Consider the following 25,789-nt stretch of genomic DNA (forward strand, 5'->3'; position numbering starts at 1 on the left):
CTCTCATCATTAGTTCTAACTCGCGAGGCGGTCACGCCCGAACCCGTTACGCCCGTTAGTGCAGGAGAATCCGAAGAGTCATGGTCCACGACGTCGTCATCGTCGGTTCCGGTCCGGCCGGCTACACCGCCGCGATCTATGCCGCACGTGCCCAACTGAGCCCGGTGGTCCTCGCAGGCTCCGTGACAGCCGGAGGCGCGCTCATGAACACCACCGAGGTCGAGAACTACCCCGGCTTCATCGACGGAGTCATGGGCCCCGAGCTCATGACCCGGATGCAGGAGCAGGCCGAGCGCTTCGGGGCCGACGTTCGCCACGAGGATGTCACGGCGCTCGATCTCACAAGCGGCATCAAGCGCGTCACCACCGATGACGCTGTTTACGAGGCGCGCACCGTCATCATCTCGACCGGTTCGGAATACCGCAAACTGGGCCTGGCGGACGAGGATCGGCTCTCGGGGCACGGAGTGTCCTACTGCGCCACGTGCGACGGCTTCTTCTTCAAGGACCAGCCGATCGTCGTGGTCGGCGGAGGGGACTCCGCCATGGAGGAGGCGCTCTTCTTGTCCCGCTTCGGCTCGTCCGTCACGGTCGTCCATCGCCGCGACGAGCTGCGCGCCAGCGCCGTCATGGCCGAGCGGGCACAAGGCGACCCGGCGATCGACTTCGCCTGGAACTCCAGGGTCGTCGCTCTGAACGGTCAGGACGCCCTGACGTCAGTGACTCTGGAGGATGTGGTCACCGGCGAGCGGCGCGACATCCCCGCCGCGGGCCTGTTCGTGGCCATCGGCCAGATTCCGCGCTCCGAGCTGGTGTCCGGCGTTCTCGACCTCGATGACGCCGGTTACATCGCCGTTCAGGCGCCGTCCCAGCGCACCGCAATTCCCGGCGTCTTCGCCTGCGGCGACGTCGCCGACCCGCACTACCAGCAAGCGATTACAGCCGCTGGCTCCGGCTGTCGCGCGGCGCTGGACGCCGAGCACTACCTCACCACTCTCAACGTCTGACCCGGCATCAGACCCGTCGAAGGAGAATTCCATGTCCAACACACTTGCCGTCACCGACGCCACATTCGACTCCGAGGTGCTGAAGTCGGAGGTGCCCGTCGTCATCGACTTCTGGGCCGAGTGGTGCGGTCCGTGCCGTCAGATGGCACCGGTCATCGATGAGGTCGCCGCCGGCCTGGAAGGACGCGCCAAGTTCGTGAAGATCGACGTCGATGACAACCCGGGCACCGCCCGTTCCTTCGGCGTCAGCTCGATCCCGACATTCGCCGTCGTGCGCGATGGACAGGTCGTCCACCAGTTCTCCGGCTCGCGCCCCAAGGGCTCCTTCGCCAAGGAGGTCGAGAAGGCCATCGGCTGACCCGTCGATCCCACTCCGATCCCGGGACGTGGATGGTACCGGCTTATCATCATCGGTACCATCCACGCTCCGGGCGGGGCGATGCGTTCCGAGAGGGCGAATGGAGCACTGCCCGATAGACTCGAACGTACTCGCACTCCGACGACGCGAAGGCGGACTCATGCGTTTCATCTCCACCCGCGGGGGCATGATCCCCGCAGGCTTCACCGATGTGCTGCTGTCCGGTCTCGCGCCCGATGGTGGCCTGGTCGTGCCGGAGAGCATTCCCGCGATCGGCCGCGAGCAGCTCGAGCAGTGGCGGTCGTCGAACTACTCCGAACTGGCCGCTGATGTCATTGGTCTATTCGCCACGGACATCCCATCCCGGGACCTCAGTGCCCTGACGGCTGCTGCCTACGGGCCCGAGCGATTCCCGGCCCCCGTCGTACCCGTCCGTCGAATCGACGACATCGCCGACGGACTCACGATCGTCGGCCTCTCCGAAGGCCCGACCATGGCCTTCAAGGACCTGGCCATGCAGTTCCTGGGCCAGGCGATCCCGTACGTGCTGGATCGCGAGGGCAGAGTCCTCAATATCCTCGGCGCTACGAGCGGCGACACCGGTTCAGCCGCCGAGCACGCCTTCCGGGGGCAGGACGGAGTCGCCGTCTTCATGCTCTCGCCACTGGGCCGGATGAGCGATGTCCAGCGCGCTCAGATGTACTCGCTCGATGACGCCAACATCCACAACATCGCGGTGGACGGCGTCTTCGACGACTGTCAGAACCTCGTCAAGGCGCTCAACAACGATGCGGCCTTCAAGGCCGCCCACTCCATCGGCGCGGTCAACTCCATCAATATCGGGCGCATCGCCGCGCAGGTCGTCTACTACATCTGGGCCTGGCTGCGAGTGACCGACGCCATGGGGAAGGGGACGCGCTCCGACGATGTCGTGGATGTCGCCGTGCCCAGCGGGAACTTCGGCAATATCTACGCCGGTCACCTCGCTCGCGCAATGGGGGTGCCGATCCGGCGTCTCATCCTGGCCACCAACGAGAACAATGTGCTGGAGGAGTTCTTCTCGACGGGCGTCTACCGTCCGCGGGGAAGCGCGGAGACTCTGGCGACCTCGAGTCCGTCCATGGACATCTCCAAGGCCTCGAATCTCGAGCGGTTCATCTGGCAGCTGCTCGGCCCGGAGGAGTTCGAGCGGCGCTGGCCCGCGCTGGAGGCGAACGGTGTTCTCGACCTGTCCGATCATGTCACGCGCCTGAGCGCACAGTTCGGCTTCGTCTCGGGCTCGTCCACTCACGCCGATCGTCTTGCGACAATTCGTTTCGTGCACTCGGCCGCGGGCGAACTCATCGATCCGCACACGGCTGACGGCATCGCGATAGCGCTCCGACTCATGGAGCCAGACGTTCCGACCCTGGTTCTCGAGACGGCGAAGGCTGCGAAGTTCGGTGAGACCATCGCCGAGGCACTGGGAACCGAGTACATGCGCACGACGGAGATCGCCGCTCTTCTGGATCGACCTCAGCACGTCATCACGATCTCCAATGACACGACTCCTCTACGCACCCTGATTGCGAAAAATGCATTACACATGTAGCTGCAAAATCAAAACCTGAATGCACCCGGGCGCTCGTTTGACGTAACAGTGTTATTCCGCTGTCTCAACATCAAGTTGCCGAATCACACGGGCCGGAACTCCACCTGCAATGCGGTTGTCCGGAATGCTCTTGGACACGACCGCACCCGCCGCAACGACAACGTTGTTTCCGATCGTGACTCCAGGCAGAATGACGACGTTTCCCCCGAGCCACACGTCATCGCCTAGGCGCACGGGTGATGCCTGGCCGAGTTTGGCCCGTCGTCCCACGGGATCCAGAGGGTGGCCCACGGTCGTGATGAGTGTGTTCGGACCGATCATGACATGGTCACCGATGACCACCGGAGCGATATCAAGAATGGTCACGTTGTAGTTGGCGAGGAAGCCATCGCCAACATGAATGTTGGGACCATAATCGCATCTGAACGGCTGCTGCACAGAGAGATTCTCGCCAGCCGAGCCGAATAGTTCTCGCACGATGCGAGTCTGGGCCTCAACATCAGTGGGATCGGCGTCGTTGAAATGCCGGCATGCCACGACAGCGGATTGCTTGCGCGCCGCAACCTCCGCATCCAGGAAACAGTAGAGGTCCCCGGCCTCCAACTTCTCACGCTCTGTACGCGCGTCCCGATCCCCGTTCTGATCGCTCATGCGGCATTTCCATCTTCATGTCCTGCTGCTGTGGCCCCGCACCCGGGGGAGAGGGGACCTGTCCTACCATTGTGCTCTTCACATCCTCGCCGCGCACCCGACACCGTCCTTCTCGGGTTTCACGTGAAACATCGTAGAGCGGGTCGCTTGCCGGGCGCGGAGTACCACCGGGATCGAGGGGTGAGCTCAGTGACCCCAGTCCATTCCGAGGACGGACCAGCAAGGTCCCTGTTACCGTGGCAGACTGGCCCCTACGGCGGTACCTGTCAGGGGAAGGACGACGACGTGACTGATGCGGCCCACGTGAAGGGGAACCGACTGGACCCGTGGCTGGACAACTATGCCGCCCGCGCCCATGGTCTGCGCGCCTCCGAGACCCGGTCGCTCTTCGCTGTGGCCGCGCGTCCTGAAGTCGTCTCTCTCGCCGGTGGAATGCCCAATCTCAAGGATTTGCCTCTCGATCGACTCGCCGAGGCCACCGCTCGAATGATCCGCAAGGATGGGGGACGAGCGCTTCAGTACGGTAACGGGCAGGGACTTCCTCGTTTGCGTGAGCAGATTCCCGAGATCATGGAGCTCGAAGGCATCGACGCCGACCCCGAGGATGTCATCGTCACCACCGGTTCTCAGCAGGCCGTTGACATTGTCACCGAGCTCTTCATCGATCCAGGAGATGTCATCCTCACCGAGGCGCCGACCTACGTCGGTTCGCTGTCGATCTTCGCCACCTATCAGGCCGACGTCCAACAGGTTGAGATCGATGCCGACGGCGTCATACCGGAGGCGCTGGATGAGATGATTCTGCGTCTGGAACGCGAAGGCAGGCGCATCAAGTTCTTCTACTGTCTTCCGAATTTCCACAATCCCGCCGGTGTCACATTGTCCGAGGATCGCCGGCCCACGATCATCGACATCTGCCGACGGCACCATGTCCTGGTCATCGAAGACAATCCGTACGGCCTGCTGGGCTTCGAGGGGCAGACCTACACGGCTCTCAAGACCCTCGCCCCGAACGACGTCGTCTACCTCGGTTCCTTCTCGAAGATCTTCGCACCCGGCTACAGGGTCGGCTGGGCAGTGGCTCCGCCCGCTGTCGGGGAGAAGATGAAACTGGCCTCCGAGGCAGCGATCCTCTGCCCGAGCTCGGTCGGTCAGTACTCCGTCTCCACATACTTGGAGAACTTCGACTGGAAGAACCAGATCGAGGAGTTCCGAGGAATGTATCGCGGACGTCGTGACGCCATGATCTCCGCGCTAGGGGAGTTCACGCCCATGTGCACATGGAACGTGCCCGCAGGCGGCTTCTATGTGTGGGTTGGTCTGCCTGACGGACTGGACGCCAAGGACATGCTGCCGCGTGCGGTCACCAATCTCGTCGCCTATGTCTCGGGTACTGCCTTCTACTCCGGAGGAGTCTCAGGCCATGATCATGTCCGACTGTCCTTCTGCTACCCCGAGCCCACGGAGATTCGCGAGGGAGTGCGACGGCTCTCCGAGGTCATTACGCATGACCTCGAGCTCATCAATCTCTTCGGTCCGTCGCACATGTTGCATACTCGTTTCGCTGAAGGCGTTTCCGCTCCCGCTCCGGACCAGATCTGAGGATGCACCATGATTGAGCCGACCGAATCGACACGCATGTCCATCACAACCGAACCACTACGTATCGCGGTCCTCGCCGGCGGACTGAGCCACGAACGCGATGTCTCTCTTCGCTCCGGGCGCCGGGTCGCATCCACTCTCAAGCATCTGGGACATACCGTGCTTGTCCTCGACGTCGATGCTCGCACCATTTCGTCGCTCCGTGCATTCGGACCCGACGTCGTGTGGCCGCTTGTCCATGGTGGGCACGGGGAGGACGGCGGTCTCCAGAACGTGCTGATCGCTCTTGGATTGCCCTATGTGGGGACGCATTCGGACGGCTGTCAACGAGCCTCATTCAAACCGACGGCGAAGGCCACGGTGAGATCGGGAGGAGTGGCAACACCGGACTCACTCACCTTGCCGAAAGTCTACTTCTCCCAACTCGGGGCCCAGGAAGTACTCGGCATCGTCACATCGCACCTTGGTCTCCCAGTCATCGTCAAACCGAATCAGGGCGGTTCCGGTCTCGGCGTTTCCTTGGCCCGTGATGCGGACCAACTTCGCAACGCCATGGTGTCGTGTTTCGCGTATGACGAGCGTGCCCTCATCGAGCAATATATCGTTGGCACGGAGGTGGCCATCTCAGTCATCGACGCGGGAGACGGACCACGAGCACTTCCACCTGTCGAAGTGGTCTCGGAAGGGCAGTACGACTTCGACGCCAGGTACAACCCCGGCCGCTCGGAGTACTTCGTTCCCGCACGACTCAGTTCTGAACTGGTCGAGCGGGTCCAGGACACTGCGGTGACTGTGCATCAGACACTCGGTCTCGGCAACCTGTCCCGTACCGATCTGATCCTTGATGAGGATGGTACGCCTTGGTTCATCGACGTGAACGTCATACCGGGCATGACCGAGACATCGTTGCTGCCTTTGGCGGCCGACGTAGCAGGCGATCTACCCGGTCTGTACAACACGCTCGTCCATCATCCGTTCGTCCGCCCTTGATCGGACTTCCGATCTCATAGCATCCTCCGGTTCACGAAGAGTCAGGGTTGTCGAGGGCGGTGTGTTTCACGTGAAACATCTCCGCTCGGGAAAGCAGTCGATCAGGTTGCTCGCCGCACTGTGAACCATCATTTCCTCGACACCGGATACGACAGATCCCCGGTGCTGTGGAGTAGGACGGATCAGCTGGGATGACGATTCAGATAGGACAGGCCATGCCGCCGCTCGGCAGCAACTGGAGTGACACCTGTCGATAGGATCCTCGAGCAGCGGAGCGCGTGCACGGCCACTTGTCAGTCGCGTCGGGAGGTTGCGAGCCCGGACCTGGTCCTCTGCTGGTGCTTACGCAGCATGAGCATGGTCTGCTTGACGATGCGCCGAGCTCTGATGAAGGGGGTCATGGCCTTCCTATTGTGCTGCTTCCAGCACGTCACCTCCATCATCGAGCCTCCGAGATGACGGTTTTCTCCTGACGCTTGACGACCGCACGTGCCCACCACGCGATCAGAATGTTGGTTGCGTCCCTCGGACATGCGCGTATGGGACCGGCCGTATGGCACCGTCACTGACGTGTGCATCGTGCGACTAATCACATTTCCTATTAAAATATCAAGAAAAATAGGTCACCAATAGTATAGCGGCGATGTGCTCGTCTATTGCGGCACTTAGACCGGGGTCGTTCGCAGAACGAGGAGCACAGGTGATCTGCGTCTGCCTCGAATCTACGGCCGTTGATCAACTAGGCTGTAGAGACCGCTATTCACACGACAAGTAGTCACAATGACATGGACAACATGACCACCGCGGGGAAGGGGACCTGAATCGCAGAGAATCCAGTTCATATGATTGACACCGACAGTTACGTTAATCCTCAGCGATCATCTTGTGGTTTCGCGTGAAACACAAGGCCTCTCTCGCTCTCCTGTGAAGACCTCGACACACGCAGTCGCGACCATGTCATGTATAGGCGTTCAGATAGAAGCGGTGCGTAGGGATGCCAACACGGACGAGCGCGGTTCGGCCATGCACTGACTGCAACCCAGGATCGTCTAAGACCACTGCTCGATGTCCTCAGCCGATCACGGACGCATACCGTGCCGCAGAGACAGTCACCATGTCCAGGAGATGATGCCACGTTGAACGTCGCGAACATGTATCGGGACGAATGCCCGTTGCACTCAGTCGGATCGGTGATCCTTGCGAAACCCCGTCGGACATGAACGCCTATGCGACGAGGACGTCCGGCCTGCTGAGCATATCGCTCTCCCTCATGGACGCTATGGTCGCTCTCGTGGAAAGGCCGACCTGATCGCCGGACACGGTGCTCATGAGAAGGTTTTCTCCGCGTGCCACCACGTGACAGCACGCGAGGAAGCGAGTCCGAGTGTTGTCCGTCGAGCGCCCCAGGGGTCGCAGTGGAGCAGACTCCATGTACATCCATGTCATGACCAGTGACCATCAACCATCACGCGTCGTCCGGATTCTCTCCCCGCTGTTGACAGCGACCAACGTCAGCAACTTCGCCACCCGCACTTACAGCGTTCCGGACTTAGCAGACTCACCGATTACTCATCGACAGGCTACCGTGCCGCGACGGGGGTCGATGATGATGACCGTGCTTCCGTTGCGCCCGGACCTCTATCGCACATGATGCGATTGAACATTGCCACAACGAGCGCAGGGCGACGTGACAATCACCCGTTTATTCAGGGATACTTCATTGTCTTCGTCTCCTGAACGGTGTCTACCGTAGGACCTTTTAATAGTGGGTGCCCCGGCTCTCAGGTCTCCTTCTGCAGCTCTCGATGTCATACACTGCAGCGGCGACGTCTCCACATGTGGTGAGACCTGCAACTCGACACCTCGCAGCAGGATGTTCCACGTGAAACACCGCCTTGGCCAGCACCAATCCGCGCAGAGCGGTCCAAGCCTGCGCGAGATCCGTACGCCCAGGAGTCATGAAAGGTGATGCTGCCAAATGGCGGTCGGTCGTCACTGACGAGCGCCGGATATTACGAGAAGCTGAAGTATTTCACATGGCTCGCAAACGATCATCCTCGAATCGCGTGCTTGATGCGTCACCGTCCCACTCGTCTCCACGTTCCAGAGCGCCACTTTTGGGGGCACCTGTTACTCCATCGGCTGTTTATAGATCGAGTCTTGCTCCTGCCTACGCCTCCCCCCAAGCACTCCAACAGACGTCGACATCGAACCTTCACAACGACCCGCACGCCACAAAGGCAGCGCATACGCACATGCAAGCCCCGCCAACGGAATGTGCCGTCGCAGAAGGCGGATAGCCAGTCACCTCGAGTGTCATCAACTGTTCGGACCGCGTTGCACCGTTCCCACCGTTCCCAGTATCTCTGATGCTGACTCTCAACAGCGCCCTGACTCACGTAACCCTATCGGTCGTTGTGCTCATCCTGAGCAGCGGTCGGCCGTCCCGTCGCAGGTCGTTTGGCCAGCCGGCCTTCTACCGGTCAACCCCAAGGTACATACGACCCGGGCATGTGTACCACACGAAGCGCTTCAATGCGGTTTACGTCATTCATTCCACCTCATCGTCCCGGCCCCATAGGAGCCCGTCTCTGTTTCACGTGAAACCATGATCGAGGATCAAGGAATCACTATGGCGAAAACCGTCAGCGGCGTCGAGTGGACCGCACAGGCCCCGCGACTGTGCCTGTTGGACCTCAGCATGTCGTCGCATCACTCGGGCCAGTACATGGTATGGCCTCATCGACAGACGGCCGGGTCACTGAGAGAAGGCCTCATCTACAGCATGACATGACGTGCAACCGGCTCTGTCCCTCAAGGGACCCCCTCTTCTGTCTTGCACAACTGGAGACGGACTCCTCTGGCGAACTCGCATCGACGCGGCCACTCAGTAGAAGGAGCTCATTGATCCTCCCGAGAACGATTCGGCGAGCAGTTCTCGCTATCGCGCGGGGCTCTATCCGCTCACATAGCGCTGTGAGCGGCAGTAGGTCGTCATGAGCGACTTCCACGTATCAATGACCATCAGGATTCCTACATGTGGATGGTGCTCATCGCGCTCGTTGCGTCAAGATTCTCCGAGCGTCAGTCACCTATATGAATCTCCCGGGAACGCAGAGTAGGGAGTATGAATCGGCGACATCAGTCTTCTAGGACCGCGACCGCGTCCCGTGGAACTCTTCCTGTAGAGATCTTCCGGGAAGGTACCCCGACTGCGAGTAACCGTCCTTCCAGCACTCACACACGCATATTAGTCGGTCTAGGTTCCACGTGAAACCGTCGATGAGGCCCGGCTCATTGGCTGCTATGTGCGAGTCTCCGCAGACAGGCCCTGCGACATTCCGATGCGATTCGCAGATGCCGCAACCGGAACCGAACGCGGCGCGCTGGAGGCGAACATCGCTCCTGAACTGCCGTGGGCGTACCCCGACGTGATCGGCAAAGGCCCGTAGCGCCTTCTCGACATCCGATTCTGCCTGAGTTCGAAAAGGAGTTCCCACTCATCGCTGACAACTGCAGCACCGGCACAACCTCTGGCCAAGGGCACGCCCCAACCGTCACCGGCTGACAGCGACATGCGGAGCACTACACGTCTCCTACCCTCCATATATCCAGGAATGAACTCGCATACGACCTCGAGAGGATCGCCATCCCTCAGCTGAGCCATCAGCACGCGTGATTTCCATTCACTCCTTCGTACAGCAGCCGGCATCTACAAGACAAGCTCCCCAACACTCCGCCGCCACAACGGAACGAGAACCAGTTCGCGGTGCTGATGTTTCACGTGAAACAACGACTCAGGACGGTCATGAATACGTAATTCATGGACAAGAGTGCCTATGTCAACCAGGTTCAAGCAGACCGATGCCGAAAAGATGATGTCATGACACCCCGAAGGACTCGACGACGAGACTCATGCACTTCGTCAGTTGCGGTCAATGAGGGAGAACTGTTTTCGCCACCTGCGCAGGACTCGTGAGCCCGTCAACCACCTACTCATTCGCCATTCGAAGCACTTCCCCCTTTGACCTGGATGCTCACATACAACACATGTAAAGCGTAGACCGGCTCAGGAACGAATGCGACACACGAGTGCCGTAACGACATCACTTCAGTACTGTGAGATCGTGGTAGTGCCGAAACGACCTTTCCTGTTCCATGAGTCAACAAGTTGATTCCTAAAGGAAATCGGATCGACCATGCGAAGATCCTCTGATCCAACGTTCGTAGAACCCTGAAACCGCAACAACGTCATTCACCAGTGCACATCTCTGATCGACGCGGATTCATCCTGTCGGGATGGGCCAGAAGCGAGCGAAACAAACTCGGATGCCTCCGCTCGAAGCAGTCGCCCGCAGCACGGCGCAGGATTGCTCCCACGTTGCCCCTCTCCATGTTCCCCACCTTCCTCAATGCAGTATCGGCAAGACCACTGGACCGGAAGAAGCAGAGCATCGCAGAACCGGTGCGCAATGTCCCTGTCTCTTCACGCACCGGGAGCCTGAGAAACTGAGAAAGGTGAACCAGACCCGCCACCTCCTCATCAGCACATCCCGGATCACGGCTGACGGCTCGCCGGCGAGCCGTGCGAGGCTTTGCAACCGTGATTACGGACGCCCATCGCCCCCGTCACCCATCGCCACACCGAGATCATCACCCTGATGGCGATACCCACCCTGCCGGGATGCACCAGCGAACAACAGCAGCATCATTGCACTGCGCATTGTCGGACAAGAGCGTTTCTCACTGTGAGTGGCCAGGCACGATGAAGCAAGTGCCCACCCCCACGCCAAAGCACCAGTAGCCAACTGGTCACTGTCTCACCCCGCCGCAGACATCCGCGCCGACGACGAGCGACTGGTCACCGCGTCCTGTCACATGCAGCCACCTGCACCCCGCCCCTACCGTTCTGGCCTGGTCAGCCGAGTCAGTCACGGATATCGTGCCTCTACTCCCTCTACTCTCGCAGGCTCTGGAACCCGTACCTGAATCTAGCAACGACCACCGCGCATGGGCTTCGCCCCATAGCCTGGCCCCGACCGATCCCCACATTGAGACGAAGGTGAGATCCTGCCAAGAATCCCTGTTCGCTCGGAAAGCCTCACCGCTGGCTCTCCTCATCAACAAGATCTACCGCTCCGAAGGATTCGAAGACGATCTCATCGCAGCGGCACACCCACCTGGGACCACATACGACGAACCCTCAGCCGCATCTCGTGGAGCCAGTCACCCAGGCCAGCCGCTTTCGCATGGAAGAAGTACCTGGGAGTGGATCCAGTGAACACGCCTGGCGCGCAGCGGCATGGTGTTTCACGTGAAACCGATGGCCACGTCCGTGATGCCATCATAGGCACCGAATCTCGGTAAGACGCTCACCTCGAACGAGTGCATTCCGTGATGGGAGGATCAGTCCACACGCATGTCAGACAACCACGACCTCCATCATCGACATGAACCAACACCCTCTGTGCGGATCGCTGATCCGGGCGAAGTGGACGAGCCGGTGCCTCTACGGACCACACAGCTTCTCCATCACGTCATCGCATCCCACGCCATCACCAGCGCTCGACATGCGACGTCATTGTCCATGCGTCCGTACGGTTGCAGTTCGCCGTGCGTCTCATCGCGGAACGTCTCCATTCGTCGTCGACGCAGACCAACAGACCGGCATCCGCCACCGGAAACTCACTCTCCGGTTGCTCATCGTCAAGCATCGTCACCAGAGTCGAACCTTCACTAGGACCGCCCGATGACAGGCATCAGGTTGTTTGCGTCTCAGACGTCCACCAGACGCATACATCAGCATGAGCGGACGAACCTCATTCCTCGGGCGCACATGACGAACCCCAGTGGCGCGGAGTCATCACGAATCTCACCAACAGTCGCGCCGGTCAATCGCGAGATGTCAGTCCTCTTCCAAAGAAGTTCCAGGAGCGAGAGCAGTCACGATACGTGCCAGATCGTCATCACCTGCGAACTCGATCGTGATCCGCCCCTTCTTGGCCCCCCTCGTCACCTTGACCCGTGTGTCAAATGCATCCGAAAGCCGTGTTGACAACGCCGGAAGGGTAGCTGACCGGTTTCGGAGTGGCTTGGACCGTCGTGAGTCGGGCTCATCATGCAACGCCACGAGCTCCTCCGTTGCTCGGACCGACAGTCCCTCCGCCACGATGCGCTGAGCGATGCGCTCCATAGCAGCCGCATCGGGAAGACCGAGAAGTGCCCGAGCGTGCCCGGCCGACATCACTCCCGCCGCGAGCCTGCGCTGCACAAGAGGCGGCAGCTTCATCAAGCGCAGCGTATTCGAGATCTGCGACCGCGAACGCGCGATCCGCTGAGAAAGCTCCGCATGCGTGCAGTTGAAGTCTTCGAGCAGCTGCTGATAAGCAGCCGCCTCCTCCAGTGGATTGAGCTGAACGCGGTGCAGGTTCTCCAGAAGAGCGTCCCTGAGCAACTCGTCATCCGCAGCATAACGAACAACAGCAGGAATCGTCTCGAGTCCTGCCTCCTTGGCGGCCCGCAAGCGCCGCTCACCCATGATCAGCTCATAGTCGGCGTCACTGCCATCCTCACGATCGCGCCGGCGCACGACAATCGGCTGCAGCAGGCCAACCTCCTTGATCGAGGCGGCGAGCTCGGTGATGTCCTCCTCATCGAAGACCTGTCGAGGCTGGTGCGGGTTGGCGGCGATCACGCCCACAGGCAGGTCCGCAAAGGTTGCTCCCGGAACCGGAACGAGCGACGCTTCCTCAGCACCGTCGACCTTCGGAACCGCGTCGTCAGACTTCACAGTCTCTGCCGCTCCCTTCACCTCGGTGTCGGAAGGCGTCTCCGTTCTGGTGGCCGCAGCGTCGTTCCGGCGAGTCCCGGATTCCTCAGTCGTCCTCCTCGATGGTGTTTCACGTGAAACACTCTCCGAGGCACGAGTACGCGTCGATCTCGAAGACGCTTTCTTCTTCGCACCGCCGCCAGACTCCGAGCTGTCCTGCCTCGTCGCATGTCGCCGTGCAGAACCCTTCGCCGTCGACCTTCTCGCCCGCTTCGACGGCGCCAGCAATGTCGCTGCGATGTCGTCCGAGCCACGTTGTGTGCTGTCATCCTGGTCCGGCAATGACCTGCCCGTGCCATTGCCCTCGAGCGAGTCGACGTTCTTCTCGGAGGGCTCCTGCGACTCGGGAAAGAAGACGTCCGTCGGGCGCGCCGACGGGGTCTCCGTCTGCGTTTCAGGAATGAGCGCCTGAAGTCCCCGTCCAAGCCCACGCCTCTTCTGCGCCATCGTCACGCCTCCTGTGCGTCGTCTGCGTCGTCCGTATCATCGACGTCATCCACGTCATCGCTGCGAACCACCAATGAGTCCTCCCAGCCAGCCACTCCGCGCTGGGCGATCTCCTGCGCCAACTGCTTGTAAGCCACTGCACCTGAGCACCGCGGATCCCAGAAGACCACAGGTGCACCGAAAGATGGAGCCTCTGCTACCCGTACCGATCGCGGGATGCGCGTATGAAGCGTTGCATGGGGGAAGTACGTTCGAACCTCCTCCTCGACATCGCGAGCCAGAGTCGTGCGCCTGTCGAACATGGTCAACGCGATCATGGACACCGCCAACGCCGGGTTGTGGATCCTGGCGATGCGCTCCACCGAGCGCGTGAGCAAAGCCAGGCCTTCCAGGGCGTAATACTCAGCCTGCATAGGAATAAGAACCTCACCGGCCGCGACAAAGGCATTGATCGTCATCAGGCCCAGACTCGGCGGGCAGTCGATGAGAACATAGTCCAAACGGGGAAGCTCTGCGGCCTCCCGGCTCCTCAAGTACTCCTGCAGCGCATGATGCAAACGAGACTCGCGCTCTGATGTGCTGATGAGCTCGATCTCGATCGCCGCCACGTCAATCGTCGCCGGCATGCACAGCAAAGTCTCCGAGAAGTGCGTCGACACGACCACCTCCTCGATCCGTGTCCCGTCAACGAGCACGTCATAGATGGAGACCTGCTCATCGTCATGCGCCACGCCGAGCGCCGTCGAGGCATTGCCCTGAGAATCAGCATCGATGACAAGCACATGAAGCCCGGCCTCCGCGAGTGCAGCCGCGACATTGACCGTCGTCGATGTCTTACCGACCCCGCCCTTCTGATTGGCGACGGCGATGATGCGGGTCTGATCCGGATGCGGGAAGCGCACTCCAGCGAACTCCTCCAGCGCCGAATGGTCGGCACGCAGCTGCTCGAAGATAGACGATCCCGACAAAACATTCTCCTCGGACGACGTCCCCGACCGCCTCCACGGGTCGGGTACTTCAGTCTACGTGAGCCCGGCGACGTCGACGACCAGCCCCGCCGTATGCATCATGCTCAATGAGACGTATGAAGGTCGTTCCCCCATGTCGTGGTACCGGACCGGTGGCCTCTCGTAAGCACAAACCGCCACACCCGGGATGCGCCTCAACGCCGGGGACGACGCACCTGAACGACCTTGGTGAGCTCCTCTCCCGGCGTCACGACCTCATGAATGATCGCGGGCTTGAGTCCGGCCTTCCTCACGACATGCCTCGCAGCTTCGGCCTCGGCCTCGGCCCTCGCACCCTTGAGCGCCAGCAGACTTCCTCCCTGGCGAAGAAGCGGCGCCGTAAGTCGCACCAATTTGGTCAGATTTGCAACGGCACGGGCAGTAACGACATCGAAACGCTCCTTGACGTCCTCGGCTCGAGCCCTTCGCAGGGTGACATTGTCCAGGTCGAGCTCGTCAACGACGTCGCCGAGCCAATCAATACGTCTTTCCATAATTTCGATAAGCACAACCTCTAGATCCGGCCGCAAAAGTGCGACCACAATCCCTGGAAATCCCGCACCTGAACCAACATCGGCCACCGTTCCACGAGCCGGCAAGAACGGGACCACGGCAGCGGAATTCACAATATGCCGAGTCCACAGTCGAGGCAACTCCCGTGGCCCGACCAGCCCACGCAACTCGCCCTCGGCAGCGAGCATCTCGGCGAAACGCTCCGCGCCCGCGAAGGCGATCCCGAAAAGCTCGCGGGCCTCGTCGGTGGGTCGTTCCACCTCAACCGAGCCGTCTGCATCCTGCGCCGATCGGGCATCGCCCTCGACATCCCGAACCACGTTCAGTTCCGTTCAGAGGCGTTAGAGCCGCCGTCCGATGGCGAACCCGCCTCCTCGGCGACGGACGTGCCGGACTCCTCGGCATCCTCTCCAGCAAGCATCACCACAACATGACGATGCGGTTCGACTCCCTCGGACTCGGAGACCAATCCCGCAGCGGCCACCACATCATGGCACACCTTGCGCTCGAAAGGGTTCATGGGCCTCAACGACACAGACTCTCCGGCGGCCCGGACACGTCTCACGGCCTCCTGCGCGATCTTCGTCAATTCGACGCGACGTGCGGCACGGTAGCCATTGATGTCGAGCATGAGACGAGACCGATTGCCGGTACGCGTCTGCACCGCCAGACGAGTCAGTTCTTGAACGGCTTCGAGCACTTCTCCATCACGTCCGACGAGATCGGCCAGCTCGCGCGCATCCCCCTCTTCCGAGGCGACAACCGCAATGGACGCCCGACCGTGATCAATGTCAATATCGATGTCTCCGCCGAGATCGGCGATATCGAGAAGTTCCTCGAGGTAGTCGGCGCCGACCTCGCCCTCCTCCTCAAGACGCGCGACGGCATTGGACGGGGCGGTGTTCTCGCTCATGGTGAGTCCGTTCTTCTCAATGGTCTCGGAACTGCAGATCAATTCCGGCGCTTCTTCTTCTGAGCCTTGCGCCGCTCAGCCGCGCGCTTGCGCTCACGTGCACGCTTCTCGTAGCGACGTCGTGCGATCTCCTCATCCGTCAGCCCTCCAGGCCTACGGGACGAAGAACCCCCAGCGGACGTCGCGACATCATCGTCGCCCTTATCGGCAGCAGTCTCGCTCTCTTCCCCCGCAGTCGACGATGAACGTTCGGAACTCTTCTTCTGGCGGTTCTTGCGCACCGGTTGCACGCGTTGACCGCCGGTCGAAGCCGTTCCTTCGGCCTCGGCCTTGGCTCGCTCCTCCTCCTCGAGGGACGGCATGCCCTTACGCGCACGCCTGGCATTCTCACGAGCGCGGAACTTCTTCTCCGCCTCCGATCCGGGAGCCGGCATGCGACTGATGGTGTAGAACTGCTGCCCCATGGTCCACAGGTTCGACGTCACCCAGTAGATCAGCACACCAATCTGGAACTGCACACCGGTGAAGGCGAAGAAAATGGGCATGATCGTCATCATCATGCGCTGGGAGCGCATCATGGGATTGTCCGAGTTCTTGGAGGACTCGGGCATATTCTTCATGCTCAGTTGCGCCATCGTGTACCACTGAGTCGCACTCATAGCGATGATCATGATGACCGTGACGACCTTGACGGTCGTATCCGAAGAATTCATGAAGGATGAGGAGAGACTCGCCCCGAACACCGTCGAGTGCTGAACCTGATTAGCCAGTTCAGCGGTGAGCGGACCTATCGAATCGCGTCCCTGATAGGCATGATCAGCAATAGCCTCAAGATTCGCCAGAACTCGGAAGAGCGCGAAGAAGATCGGCATCTGGATGAGAATCGGCATGCACGAGGACAGGGGATTCGTCCCATGCTTGCGGTACAGCGCCATCATCTCCTCCTGCTGGCGCTGCTTGGAAGCGGCATCCTTCTTCCCCTTGTACTTCGCCTGGAGCGCCTGGAGCTCGGGCTGCATGAGCTGCATGCCACGGCTGGCCCGGATCTGCTTGACGAACAACGGCATGATGAGAATACGCACGAAGATCGTCAAGCCGATGATCGACAGGACCCAGGCGGCGCCCGGCCCATCACCCATGCCGATGAGCACGAGGAACTTGTGGATATACACCATGACCCAGGCAACGGCAACCTTGAGGGGCCACAGGATCGTGTCCATTGCACTCCTTGCTTTAAGGCGTGGCGAGCGTCGATCGCTCGACTCCCGCCGACCGGGACATCCGGTCTGCTCCCGCCGTCGATCAGTCGCTGGACCGATCGACCTCGAAACGGGGAATATCGTGGGGATAGGCATAGCGCCACCGACCCGGATCGGGCACGTGATCGACACCGCCGAGGGCAAAAGGATTGCACCGCACGAGCCGCCAGATAGCCAGTAGAAGGCCCTTGAGCACCCCATGAACGCGAACTGCCTCAACGGCGTAGGCGGAGCACGTCGGATAGTAGCGGCATCGGCGCGGCAACGCCGGAGAGATACTCGTCTGGTAGAAGCGCACGGGACAGATCACGGCGCGCACAGCATGATCATGGATCACGTTGACCGCACCGATCATGGTGATCACGCTCCTGCTCACCCGCGACCACTCCCCAATTCTTCACGATCGCGACGAGCGGCCTCACGACTGCGGGTGAGCAGTCGGTCGAGATCATCCCCGAGCTCGGCGCTCGTGGCGCCGTCGGCCCCGGCGAGGCCGCGAACGACAACCCGAGCGCCCGGCTCGATACCACTGACACGCGCGCTCATGAGCGCGCGGACACGACGCTTGATCCGGTTGCGGTGAGCGGCGTGCGAGATCTGCTTCTTCGGGACGACGACACCGACGAGAGCCGGAGTCGTCTCCCCGGTCTCGCCGGCACTGTAATGAATGACCAGCCTGCGGCTGCCACTGCGCGCACCGAACCGCACTGCGGCGAAGAAATCCTCGCTCCGCAGCATTCGATGCGCCGCCGGAAGCACCTCAGGCAGCGAGACGCGCGCGACCCTTGCGACGACGCGAGGCGAGAACGGCTCGGCCGGCGCGGGTGCTCATACGCTTGCGAAAACCGTGCACCTTGGCACGGTGGCGGTTATTCGGCTGAAAAGTCCGCTTACTCACGGGTGTACTCCTGGTCGGATGATCGGAACCGTGCATCACGGGGGTCGCGACACGGTCGCTCGCACCGGCTGCCCCAAGGACCGGGACGTGACTCCGCACGAACGTCATCGCAACCATACGGCCCCCTTTTCCGCAGGGTCAAACGATCCTGCGGCCTCTGCGATGAGAGTCCCGACACGCCGTCACCACCGGGCTCGTCGCCCGTCGGGCCCGCACCGATCCACACCCTGTTGACTTGCTCATACCGGCACCTGTGGACTCCGCGGGCGGCTCGGCGCGCAGCGCGGGCGCGCCCGCGCTGCGCGCCGGGTGACCCGGGTGGCCCAGGACGGGCATGGGTGGGAGACGGATTAGACACACGTGTGGACAACCCTGTGGAAAAACTCCATGATGTGAACCTCCACCGCCCCCACCCGCCAGGAGCACGCCGTGCCGGACGAAGCAACAACGAAATGGCAGTCAGTCCTGGAGATCCTGTCCGACTCCACCGAGCTGAGCACCGGCAAGCTCTCCATCATCCGGATGACGCGCGTGATCGACGTCGACGGCACTCTCGTGCTCGTCGCTGGCTCGCCCTTCACCAAGAGCAAGGTCGAGGAGGCGCGCGCCATCATCAGCCGGGCTCTCACACGGGTCTGGGGCAGCGAGGTTCCGTTCGAGGTCATCGTCGATACGTCCTTGGACGCCGGAGCGCCCGCACCGGCCATCGCCGTCGCCCGGCCGCCGGCCCAGCATCTTCCTCCGCAGGCCCCCGACCTGTCCTCGGCGCTGGCCGAGGCCGATGCGCCTGAGCCCGTCGTTCGCGCCCGTCCGGCCGCCGAGCCGCCCATGCCCCCCGAAACCGCCGGTCCCCAGTCGCTGCAGTCCCTCCAGTCGACGACGCCGTCCTACGTCACCAACCCGGCCGCCGCCTTCGCGCGCCCCGAGAACCCTCAGGCCCTCGACAGGAGCTCGCACCTCAATCCCCGCTATACCTTCGACAACTACGTCATGGGCGATTCCAACCGCTTCGCCTTCGCGGCCGCGCTCAAGGTCGCCGAGCAGCCCGGCAACGCCGCCCCCGACCGCACCAGCGGCGGATACAACCCGCTGTTCATCTACGGCGGCTCGGGGCTGGGCAAGACGCACCTGTTGCACGCCATCGGCAACCACGCCCGGTCCCTGTACCGGACGATGAACATCAAGTACGTCTCCTCCGAGGAGTTCGTCTCGGATTTCATCGCGTCCGTCGCGGAGGGCAAGATGAACGACTTCAAACGCCGCTACCGCGACGTCGACATCCTCCTGGTGGACGACGTCCAGTTCCTGGGCGGCAAGGAGCAGACCCTCGAGGAGTTCTTCCACACCTTCAACACCCTCTACATGGCCAACAAGCAGGTCGTCCTCACCTCCGACCTGCCGCCCAAAGACCTCAAGGGCTTCGAGAAGCGCCTGCTATCGCGTTTCGAGTCGGGACTCACCGTCGATGTCCAGCCCCCGACCCTGGAGACCCGCACCGCGATCCTGCGCAACAAGGCCGGCGCCGAAGGCGTGGATCTCCCGCTCCCCGTCCTGGAGTACATCGCTAGCCGGGTCACCACCAACATCCGTGAGCTCGAGGGCGCGCTCATCCGCGTCACCGCCTTCGCCTCCCTGACCGACCAGCCCATCGACCAGACCCTGGCGGAGATGGTGCTCAAGGACATCATCGCCAACTCCGGTGGAGGCGAGATCACCGCCGCCATGGTCATGACGCAGACGGCCGACTACTTCGGCCTGACCATCGAGGACCTGCGCTCCAAGGACCGGGCGCAGACGATGGTGCACGCCCGACACATCGGCATGTACCTGTGCCGCGAGCTCATCGAGATGTCGACGACCAAGATCGGCAAGGAGTTCGGCGGCAAGGACCATACGACCGTCATGAGCGCGAGTCGCAAGATCAGCACGCAGATGGCCGAGAGACGGGACACCTACAACCAGGTCCAGGAGATCACCGCCCGCATCAAGCAGGCCGCGCAGGCCCCCCGCTGACCCTCGAGGAACGCCGATGGCTCCACCCGGACCTCCGTCCGGACCTCCGGCAGCCCCTGGGGATGGGCCTGCGCGCTTCGGTGGACAACCGGGGCCGTCGTGTGGACAGCAGCGGCTCGACCCGTGGGTTCGTGGGAGGGTGCGCAGGCGAAGCCACCGGTGGCTGGTCGCCTCCACCGAACCACTCTCTTGTCGTTCCACATCCACCGCCCGCGCGCTTCCGGGACGCAACAGACTTATCCCCAGAATCCACATCTCCTAATACCCCTACTGATCATCCATCACATGATCGATCCCCCACAGCCCGTACGAGGGCCCCCACCGCCCCGATGCGCATCGACCGGCATACCGGTATGTGGACGCGCCCCGCCCTCCTACGTCTAGACTCCCCCTGGATAGTCCTACCCCTGACCGGGAGACGGAATCGCACACTCACACAAGGAGGCGCTCCCATGAAGCTGAGGGTCGACCGCGACGTCCTGGCCGAAGCCGTCACCTGGACCGCTCGCTCAGTGCCGGCCCGTCCGCCCGTCCCCGTCCTGGCGGGTGTTCGCCTGGAGGCCACGAGCGCCTCACTGGTCCTGGCGTCCTTCGACTACGAGGTATCGGCTCGCTGCGAGGTCGCCGCCGACGTCGAGGAGGAGGGGGTCGTCCTCGTCTCGGGACGGCTGCTGGCGGACATCGCCAAGGCCCTCCCGTCCAAGCCCGTGGACCTGGAGGTCGAGAGCGCGAAGGTGAACGTCTCGTGCGGCGCCGCGCATTTCTCCCTGGCCGCCATGGCGGCCGACGACTACCCGGCTCTACCGGTCATGCCCGGGGTGGCCGGCACGGTCGATGCTCATGACTTGGCTCAGGCGGTCGGTCAGGTCTCGATCGCGGCCTCCCGCGACGAGACCCTGCCCCTGCTGACGAGCGTGCAGATGGAGGTCGACGGCGAATCGCTGACCCTCATGGCCACGGATCGCTATCGCCTGGCGGTTCGTGAGATGAGCTGGTCGCCCCAGGACACCGGCCTGTCGACGCACGCCCTGCTCAAGGCCCGCACCTTGTCCGACGTCGCCAAGTCACTGGCATCGACCGGCGAGGTGACGGTGGCGCTGACCGACTCCGGCTCAGCCACGTCCAGCCTCATCGGCTTCGAGGCCGGCGGGCGTCGCACCACGAGCCTGCTCACCGACGGCGACTACCCCCCGGTGCTGCGCCTGTTCCCGGAGACCACGACGATCCACGCGACCGTGGGCCGGGAGGAGCTCATGGGCGCGGTGCGCCGAGTCAGTCTGGTCGCCGACCGATCCACTCCGATCCACATGGCCTTCACCGACGGCAACCTCGCGCTGGACGCCGGACAGGGCGATGACGCCCAGGCCTCCGAGCAGCTCGTCGCCCATCTGGAGGGCGAGGACATCGCCACCGCCTTCAATCCGGGATACCTGCTCGACGGCCTCGCTGCGATCACGCAGCCCTATGTCAAGGTCGACTTCACGCATCCGTCCAAGCCCGCGGTCCTGACCGGCATGAGCGCCATCGGCGGAGAGGAGGACACGACCTTCCGCTACCTGCTCATGCCGATCCGCTTCGGCGCCTGAGCAGGGCGGGCACGCGCCCGTGTACGTCTCGGATCTGGCACTCGACGACTTCCGCTCCTACGACGAGCTCGTGCTCGCCCTTGAACCCGGTCCCACCGCTTTCATCGGGCCCAATGGGCAGGGCAAGACCAACCTCGTCGAGGCGATCGCCTACCTGTCGACTCTCTCGAGTCACCGTTCCGGTGCGGACACCGCCCTGGTACGGCGCGCTGCGTCGGGCGAGCCGCAGCCCGGCGGAGCGGTCGTGCGCGCCAAGGTCGTCCACGGCGAGCGTCCCAGTGTCCTGGAGATCGAGATCATCGCGGGTAGGGCGAACCGGGCCCGGCTCAATCGCACCGCCTCACGGCCCCGCGCCCTGCTGGGCATTCTGCGCGCTGTCGTCTTCGCTCCCGAGGACCTGGCTCTGGTCCGCGAGGAGCCCGGGGTGCGCCGTCGTTTCATGGACGACCTGGCGGTGACTCTGCGCCCCTCGTTGGCCGGGGTGCGCGCGGAGCACGACAAGATCCTCGCGCAGCGCGCCAGCCTGCTGAAGTCGGCTCGTGCCGCGCGCCGCTCGGGAGGCGTGCCGGCCTCGATGCTCTCCAGTCTTGAGGTGTGGGACGCTCAGCTGGCCGCGGCGGCAGCACGGCTCGTCGCCGCGCGCGTGGACGTCGTGGCCCGGTTGCGCCCGTGGGTGATGAGCTCCTACGAACGGGTCAGCCAGGGGCAGTCGAGCGCCCGCCTCGTCTACCGTTCCAGCCTGCTGGTTCACGAGGGGCGGTCGGAGCCCGATCCGGCCGATGAGGGGGCGCGAACGGCCGCCGAGGCCGAGCTCGCCGATGTCGCGGCCACCGCTGCGCGCCTGGAGACGGTCATGTCCCGGCTGCGGGAGCGCGAGATCGATCGCGGGGCCAACCTGGTCGGCGCGCACCGCGATGACCTGCTTCTCCACCTGGGAGCCCTGCCCGCCAAGGGCTTCGCCTCCCACGGCGAGCAGTGGTCCTTGGCGCTGGCGCTGCGGTTGGCCTCCTACGAGATGCTGCGGCGCGATGTCGACGCCTACGGCGGGGACGGCGAGCCGGTACTCGTCCTCGACGACGTCTTCGCCTCCTTGGATGCCGGGCGCCGGGCGGCACTGGCCGATGTCGTCGCCGGGGCCCAGCAGGTGCTGCTCACGGCGGCCGTCGACGAGGATGTGCCCGCCCGATTGACCGGTGCGCGTTTCCGCGTCTCCGCTTCTGGGGTGAGCCGTGAGTGAGGTGGGCGACGCCCTGGCGGCGCGAGCACTGGCCCGTGAGCGGGGACATGCGTGGGGCGCGGGTGAGACTCGTCGGGTCCTGTCGCGACAGGCCGCGGGTGAGGACGGCGTCGCCGCCTGGGACGCGCGTCGTGCAACGCGAGGCGCGTCCGGTTCGCAGGATGATCCGACCGACCGGGGACCCGGACTCCCGCCGGGACGCGATCGACCCGGGCCGACGCGCTTCGATCCGCGCACCGGCAAGCGCGATCTGCGCCGCTACGCCGAGACGCACGGCTGGGCTGGTCACCTAGCCATGGCATCGGTGTCGGTGCGGTGGAGGGAGCTCGTCGGGCCGCAGGTCGCTGAGCACGCCGTCATCGAGAGCTTCGATCCGGGCCTGCTGACGCTGCGCGCCTCCTCCAGCGCGTGGGCGCAGCAGCTGCGACTGCTCCTGCCCACGATCGAACGACGGGTGATCGACGCGTTGGGGGACGACGGCGGTGCGGTCGAGATCCGAGTTCTGGGGCCCGTCGGACCCACCTGGCGCAATGGTCGTTTCGGTGCTGCTCGCGGTGGCAGGGGCCCGCGGGACACCTACGGGTGAGGGTCGATGGGACTCAGTCCGTCGTCGACGCGGTCGGCCCCGCCAGCGGGCGCATCTGCACGACGCGATCGGCGCAGGCGGTGAGTAGCTCCTCATCATGGGTGACGACGACCACCACCTTGTCCGCTTCAGCGAGATCGCGGATCGTGCGGGCCGTGGAGCGCAGATGGCGGTAGTCCAATCCCGACGAGGGCTCGTCGAAGATATAGATCTCCTTGTCGACCATGCGCGCGGCGGCGATCACCAGGCGCTGCTTCTGACCGCCCGACAACGACATGGGATGACGATCGGCCACGTCCGCCAGGCCGTGGTCGGCCAGGGTCCGTTCGACCCTGCCATCGGTGAGCTCTTCGGGCGGCACTCCCAGGGCGAGCTCCTCGCGCACCTCGGCGCCGAAGAGCTGGCGATGGACATCCTGCATGACGACGTAACCGAGTCTCGTCCGCTCCTTGGCACGTAGAGCCCGACCGTCGAGGCGGATCGTGCCCTTGGCCCGCTCAAGGCCGACGAGGACGCGTGTGAGAGTCGATTTGCCCGCTCCATTGGGGCCGACCAGTGCCGTCACCCGGCCGCGGGGCAGGTCGAGTCGGGGAATGTCGAGGACTCGGTGGGAGCCGTAGGAGAAGCTCAGGTCCTCCACCGTGAGCCCGCCAAAGGTCGAAGGCGGTGCATCTCTCCGCGCGCCGACCCCGGACATCTGGACGTCCTGGTCGGAGGGGGCCTTCCGGGCGTGCAGGATGAGAGCGGGATGCGCGGACTCGACCGGGTGGAGAGCGCGCAACCCCAGATCGATTCGTTCCCGCTCGTTCATGGCCCATAGCCGTGCGGCGGGCATCTCGCGCACGATCCTGCCGCCATCGAGCAGGATCACGCGGTCCACGACATCGCGCAGGTAGGACAGTCGGTGCTCGGCGATGACCATGGTCGCACCCGAGGCGCGCAGGTCCAGGAGCACATCGCGCAGGAGATTCACCGACTCCGGGGACAGGTTCGATGTGGGCTCGTCGAACAGATGCACCCGGGGGTCCACGACCATGGAGGCCGCGCAGGCGACGAGCTGCTTCTGACCGCCGGAGAGGCGGAAGAGACTGGCGCTCAGGAGATCATCGATTCCCGTGCGCCGCGCCGCCTCGGTCAGACGACGGCGGATGGTGCCCGGAGCCGTTCCGAAGTTCTCCGGGCCGAAGGCGAGCTCGCTGCGCACCTCGGAGGTGAAGAACTGGGTGCGGGGGTTCTGGAAGACGGTGGCGACCTGCCGCCCCGTCACGTCCAGCGACGAGACGGAGGCGTCGATCCCCGCGACCGTCACGCTTCCGGTGAGGACACCCGGATGGAAGTTGGGCACCAGGCCATTGATGAGGCGCAGCAGCGTGGACTTGCCGCAGCCGCTGGGGCCGCACAGCAGAACGCACTCGCCCGGCTGGATGCGAAGGCTCGCGTCCTCCAGTCCGGGAACCGCGCCCGTGGGATCTCCAGCGCCTCTATCCCCGTCGGTGCTGTCGGTGCCGACGGCGCTCGCGGAGCCGTAGGCGAAGGACACGTGGTCGATGTCGATCATGGGGTGATCGTGGGCGGTCATGATAGTGCTCCTCGGAGGAAGACGAGGATGATGAGGAACGACATCGCCAGGCCCACGACGTCTCCCGGGCGGAAGCGGAGATCGGTGATCGTGGTGCGCAAGCGCGTCCCGCCCAGGCCGCGGGTGAGCGCCGAGGCGGCCAGCTCGTCGCCGATCCGGGTCGCCGAGACGAGGAAGGGGACCATGATGTGCTCGATCGCTACCAGCGGTTCGCGCAGGAAGCCCCATCGACCCGTGTGCAGTCGGCGCAGGCGTACGGCCTGGATCACGGCGGTGAGCTCTTCGGTCAGGGTCGGAAGGAACCGCAGCATGACCGCCAGGGGGATGACGACGGCATCGGGGACTCGCAGTCGGCGCAGACCCTCGATGAGCTCGGACGGGGTCGTCGACCGCACCAGGTACACGCCCATCGTGAGTGCCGTGACGAAGTTGCCCACGAAGAAGCCGACCGCCCCCGCCGTCCGCCACACCGGCCCGCTCAGGACCTGCGTGCCCAGGATCTGAGCCCCCCGGCAGAGGGTGAAGAGCAGGACCTGGGTGCCCAGAGCGCGCCAGGAGCCGATCGTGGCGAGCAGGATCGCCACGGACACGAACGCGACCAGGGAAGCCGTCTGCTCGACGCGTGTCAGGGCCGCCACGTTCACCACCACGACGAGTAGGAGCTTGGTGCGGGGGTCGAGCCGGAGCCATCCTCCGTGCGCGGAGGTCGCGAGGAGCCGCATC

20 protein-coding genes are annotated in these 25,789 nt (G+C 63.4%); 9 read left to right on the forward strand and 11 right to left on the reverse strand.

Annotated elements, in window-relative coordinates; genetic code table 11:
• The first annotated feature begins 80 nt into the window (after positions 1 to 80).
• From trxB to thrC, 3 genes are all read left to right on the forward strand, one after another.
• A complete protein-coding gene (gene trxB / locus G448_RS0112260; protein WP_026408220.1) occupies positions 81 to 1,007 on the forward strand; it encodes a thioredoxin-disulfide reductase in 927 nt (308 codons plus the stop codon).
• Between the two features lie 31 nt (positions 1,008 to 1,038).
• On the forward strand, positions 1,039 to 1,365 hold the full coding sequence (gene trxA / locus G448_RS0112265) for a thioredoxin (RefSeq protein WP_026408221.1): 327 nt from the start codon (positions 1,039 to 1,041) through the stop codon (positions 1,363 to 1,365).
• A gap of 160 nt (positions 1,366 to 1,525) precedes the next feature.
• The gene (gene thrC / locus G448_RS0112270; RefSeq protein ID WP_026408222.1) at positions 1,526 to 2,956 is read left to right on the forward strand and encodes a threonine synthase; all 1,431 of its coding nucleotides are present in this window, start codon (positions 1,526 to 1,528) and stop codon (positions 2,954 to 2,956) included.
• Between the two features lie 51 nt (positions 2,957 to 3,007).
• On the opposite strand, the gene G448_RS17780 is transcribed toward thrC, so the two are convergent.
• Positions 3,008 to 3,607, reverse strand: a complete 600-nt coding sequence (locus G448_RS17780) for a sugar O-acetyltransferase (protein WP_084436733.1) — start codon at positions 3,605 to 3,607, stop codon at positions 3,008 to 3,010.
• 285 nt (positions 3,608 to 3,892) lie between these two features.
• Here G448_RS17780 and G448_RS0112275 point away from each other — a divergent pair, with 285 nt between their 5' ends.
• Together G448_RS0112275 and G448_RS0112280 are read left to right on the forward strand one after the other, a co-directional pair.
• Positions 3,893 to 5,209: an aminotransferase-like domain-containing protein gene (locus G448_RS0112275; protein ID WP_026408223.1), complete on the forward strand. Its 1,317-nt coding sequence runs from the start codon at positions 3,893 to 3,895 to the stop codon at positions 5,207 to 5,209.
• A gap of 42 nt (positions 5,210 to 5,251) precedes the next feature.
• A complete protein-coding gene (locus tag G448_RS0112280; RefSeq protein WP_211228021.1) occupies positions 5,252 to 6,199 on the forward strand; it encodes a D-alanine--D-alanine ligase family protein in 948 nt (315 codons plus the stop codon).
• Positions 6,200 to 12,104: 5,905 nt separating this feature from the next.
• On the opposite strand, the gene G448_RS0112305 is transcribed toward G448_RS0112280, so the two are convergent.
• The 8 genes from G448_RS0112305 to rpmH all read right to left on the reverse strand — a co-directional run bounded on the left by G448_RS0112305 (position 12,105) and on the right by rpmH (position 18,065).
• Positions 12,105 to 13,475 (reverse strand): ParB/RepB/Spo0J family partition protein, encoded by a 1,371-nt coding sequence (locus G448_RS0112305; protein ID WP_026408226.1) that lies wholly within the window; start codon positions 13,473 to 13,475, stop codon positions 12,105 to 12,107.
• A 2-nt stretch (positions 13,476 to 13,477) separates the two neighbouring features.
• Positions 13,478 to 14,443 carry a ParA family protein gene (locus G448_RS0112310; protein WP_026408227.1) on the reverse strand — a complete coding sequence of 322 codons (966 nt, stop codon included), beginning with the start codon at positions 14,441 to 14,443 and terminating at the stop codon, positions 13,478 to 13,480.
• Positions 14,444 to 14,637: 194 nt separating this feature from the next.
• Entirely contained in the window at positions 14,638 to 15,315 is a 678-nt protein-coding gene (gene rsmG / locus G448_RS17785) for a 16S rRNA (guanine(527)-N(7))-methyltransferase RsmG (RefSeq protein WP_084436735.1), read from the reverse strand.
• A 2-nt stretch (positions 15,316 to 15,317) separates the two neighbouring features.
• Complete coding sequence (locus G448_RS17790) at positions 15,318 to 15,908, reverse strand: Jag family protein (RefSeq protein WP_084436771.1); 591 nt, start codon at positions 15,906 to 15,908, stop codon at positions 15,318 to 15,320.
• A gap of 38 nt (positions 15,909 to 15,946) precedes the next feature.
• Positions 15,947 to 17,128, reverse strand: coding sequence for a membrane protein insertase YidC (yidC, locus tag G448_RS0112325; RefSeq protein WP_026408230.1), 1,182 nt, complete (start codon positions 17,126 to 17,128; stop codon positions 15,947 to 15,949).
• A gap of 82 nt (positions 17,129 to 17,210) precedes the next feature.
• On the reverse strand, positions 17,211 to 17,522 hold the full coding sequence (gene yidD, locus G448_RS17795; protein ID WP_084436773.1) for a membrane protein insertion efficiency factor YidD: 312 nt from the start codon (positions 17,520 to 17,522) through the stop codon (positions 17,211 to 17,213).
• A gap of 17 nt (positions 17,523 to 17,539) precedes the next feature.
• Positions 17,540 to 17,926, reverse strand: a complete 387-nt coding sequence (gene rnpA / locus G448_RS0112330) for a ribonuclease P protein component (protein WP_084436737.1) — start codon at positions 17,924 to 17,926, stop codon at positions 17,540 to 17,542.
• 1 nt (position 17,927) lies between these two features.
• Positions 17,928 to 18,065 carry a 50S ribosomal protein L34 gene (gene rpmH, locus G448_RS17800; protein WP_084436739.1) on the reverse strand — a complete coding sequence of 46 codons (138 nt, stop codon included), beginning with the start codon at positions 18,063 to 18,065 and terminating at the stop codon, positions 17,928 to 17,930.
• A gap of 429 nt (positions 18,066 to 18,494) precedes the next feature.
• On the opposite strand from rpmH, the gene dnaA reads away from it, so the two are divergent.
• From dnaA to G448_RS0112350, 4 genes are all read left to right on the forward strand, one after another.
• A complete protein-coding gene (dnaA, locus tag G448_RS0112335; RefSeq protein ID WP_026408232.1) occupies positions 18,495 to 20,078 on the forward strand; it encodes a chromosomal replication initiator protein DnaA in 1,584 nt (527 codons plus the stop codon).
• Positions 20,079 to 20,530: 452 nt separating this feature from the next.
• Positions 20,531 to 21,664, forward strand: coding sequence for a DNA polymerase III subunit beta (dnaN, locus tag G448_RS0112340; RefSeq protein ID WP_026408233.1), 1,134 nt, complete (start codon positions 20,531 to 20,533; stop codon positions 21,662 to 21,664).
• Between the two features lie 19 nt (positions 21,665 to 21,683).
• A complete protein-coding gene (gene recF, locus G448_RS0112345; protein WP_026408234.1) occupies positions 21,684 to 22,901 on the forward strand; it encodes a DNA replication/repair protein RecF in 1,218 nt (405 codons plus the stop codon).
• The gene (locus G448_RS0112350; protein ID WP_026408235.1) at positions 22,894 to 23,487 is read left to right on the forward strand and encodes a DciA family protein; all 594 of its coding nucleotides are present in this window, start codon (positions 22,894 to 22,896) and stop codon (positions 23,485 to 23,487) included. The genes recF and G448_RS0112350 overlap by 8 nt, the downstream gene beginning before the upstream one ends.
• 13 nt (positions 23,488 to 23,500) lie before the next feature.
• Here the strand turns inward: G448_RS0112350 and G448_RS0112355 are convergent, their stop codons facing one another.
• Both G448_RS0112355 and G448_RS0112360 read right to left on the reverse strand, forming a co-directional pair.
• Positions 23,501 to 25,066 carry an ABC transporter ATP-binding protein gene (locus G448_RS0112355; protein WP_156911036.1) on the reverse strand — a complete coding sequence of 522 codons (1,566 nt, stop codon included), beginning with the start codon at positions 25,064 to 25,066 and terminating at the stop codon, positions 23,501 to 23,503.
• Complete coding sequence (locus tag G448_RS0112360; RefSeq protein WP_026408237.1) at positions 25,063 to 25,788, reverse strand: energy-coupling factor transporter transmembrane component T family protein; 726 nt, start codon at positions 25,786 to 25,788, stop codon at positions 25,063 to 25,065. Before G448_RS0112360 ends, G448_RS0112355 begins: the two co-directional genes overlap by 4 nt.
• Position 25,789: the final 1 nt, after the last annotated feature.

The sequence above is a fragment of the Actinomyces gerencseriae DSM 6844 genome, from assembly GCF_000429265.1.
In the GTDB taxonomy this organism is placed as follows: domain Bacteria; phylum Actinomycetota; class Actinomycetes; order Actinomycetales; family Actinomycetaceae; genus Actinomyces; species Actinomyces gerencseriae.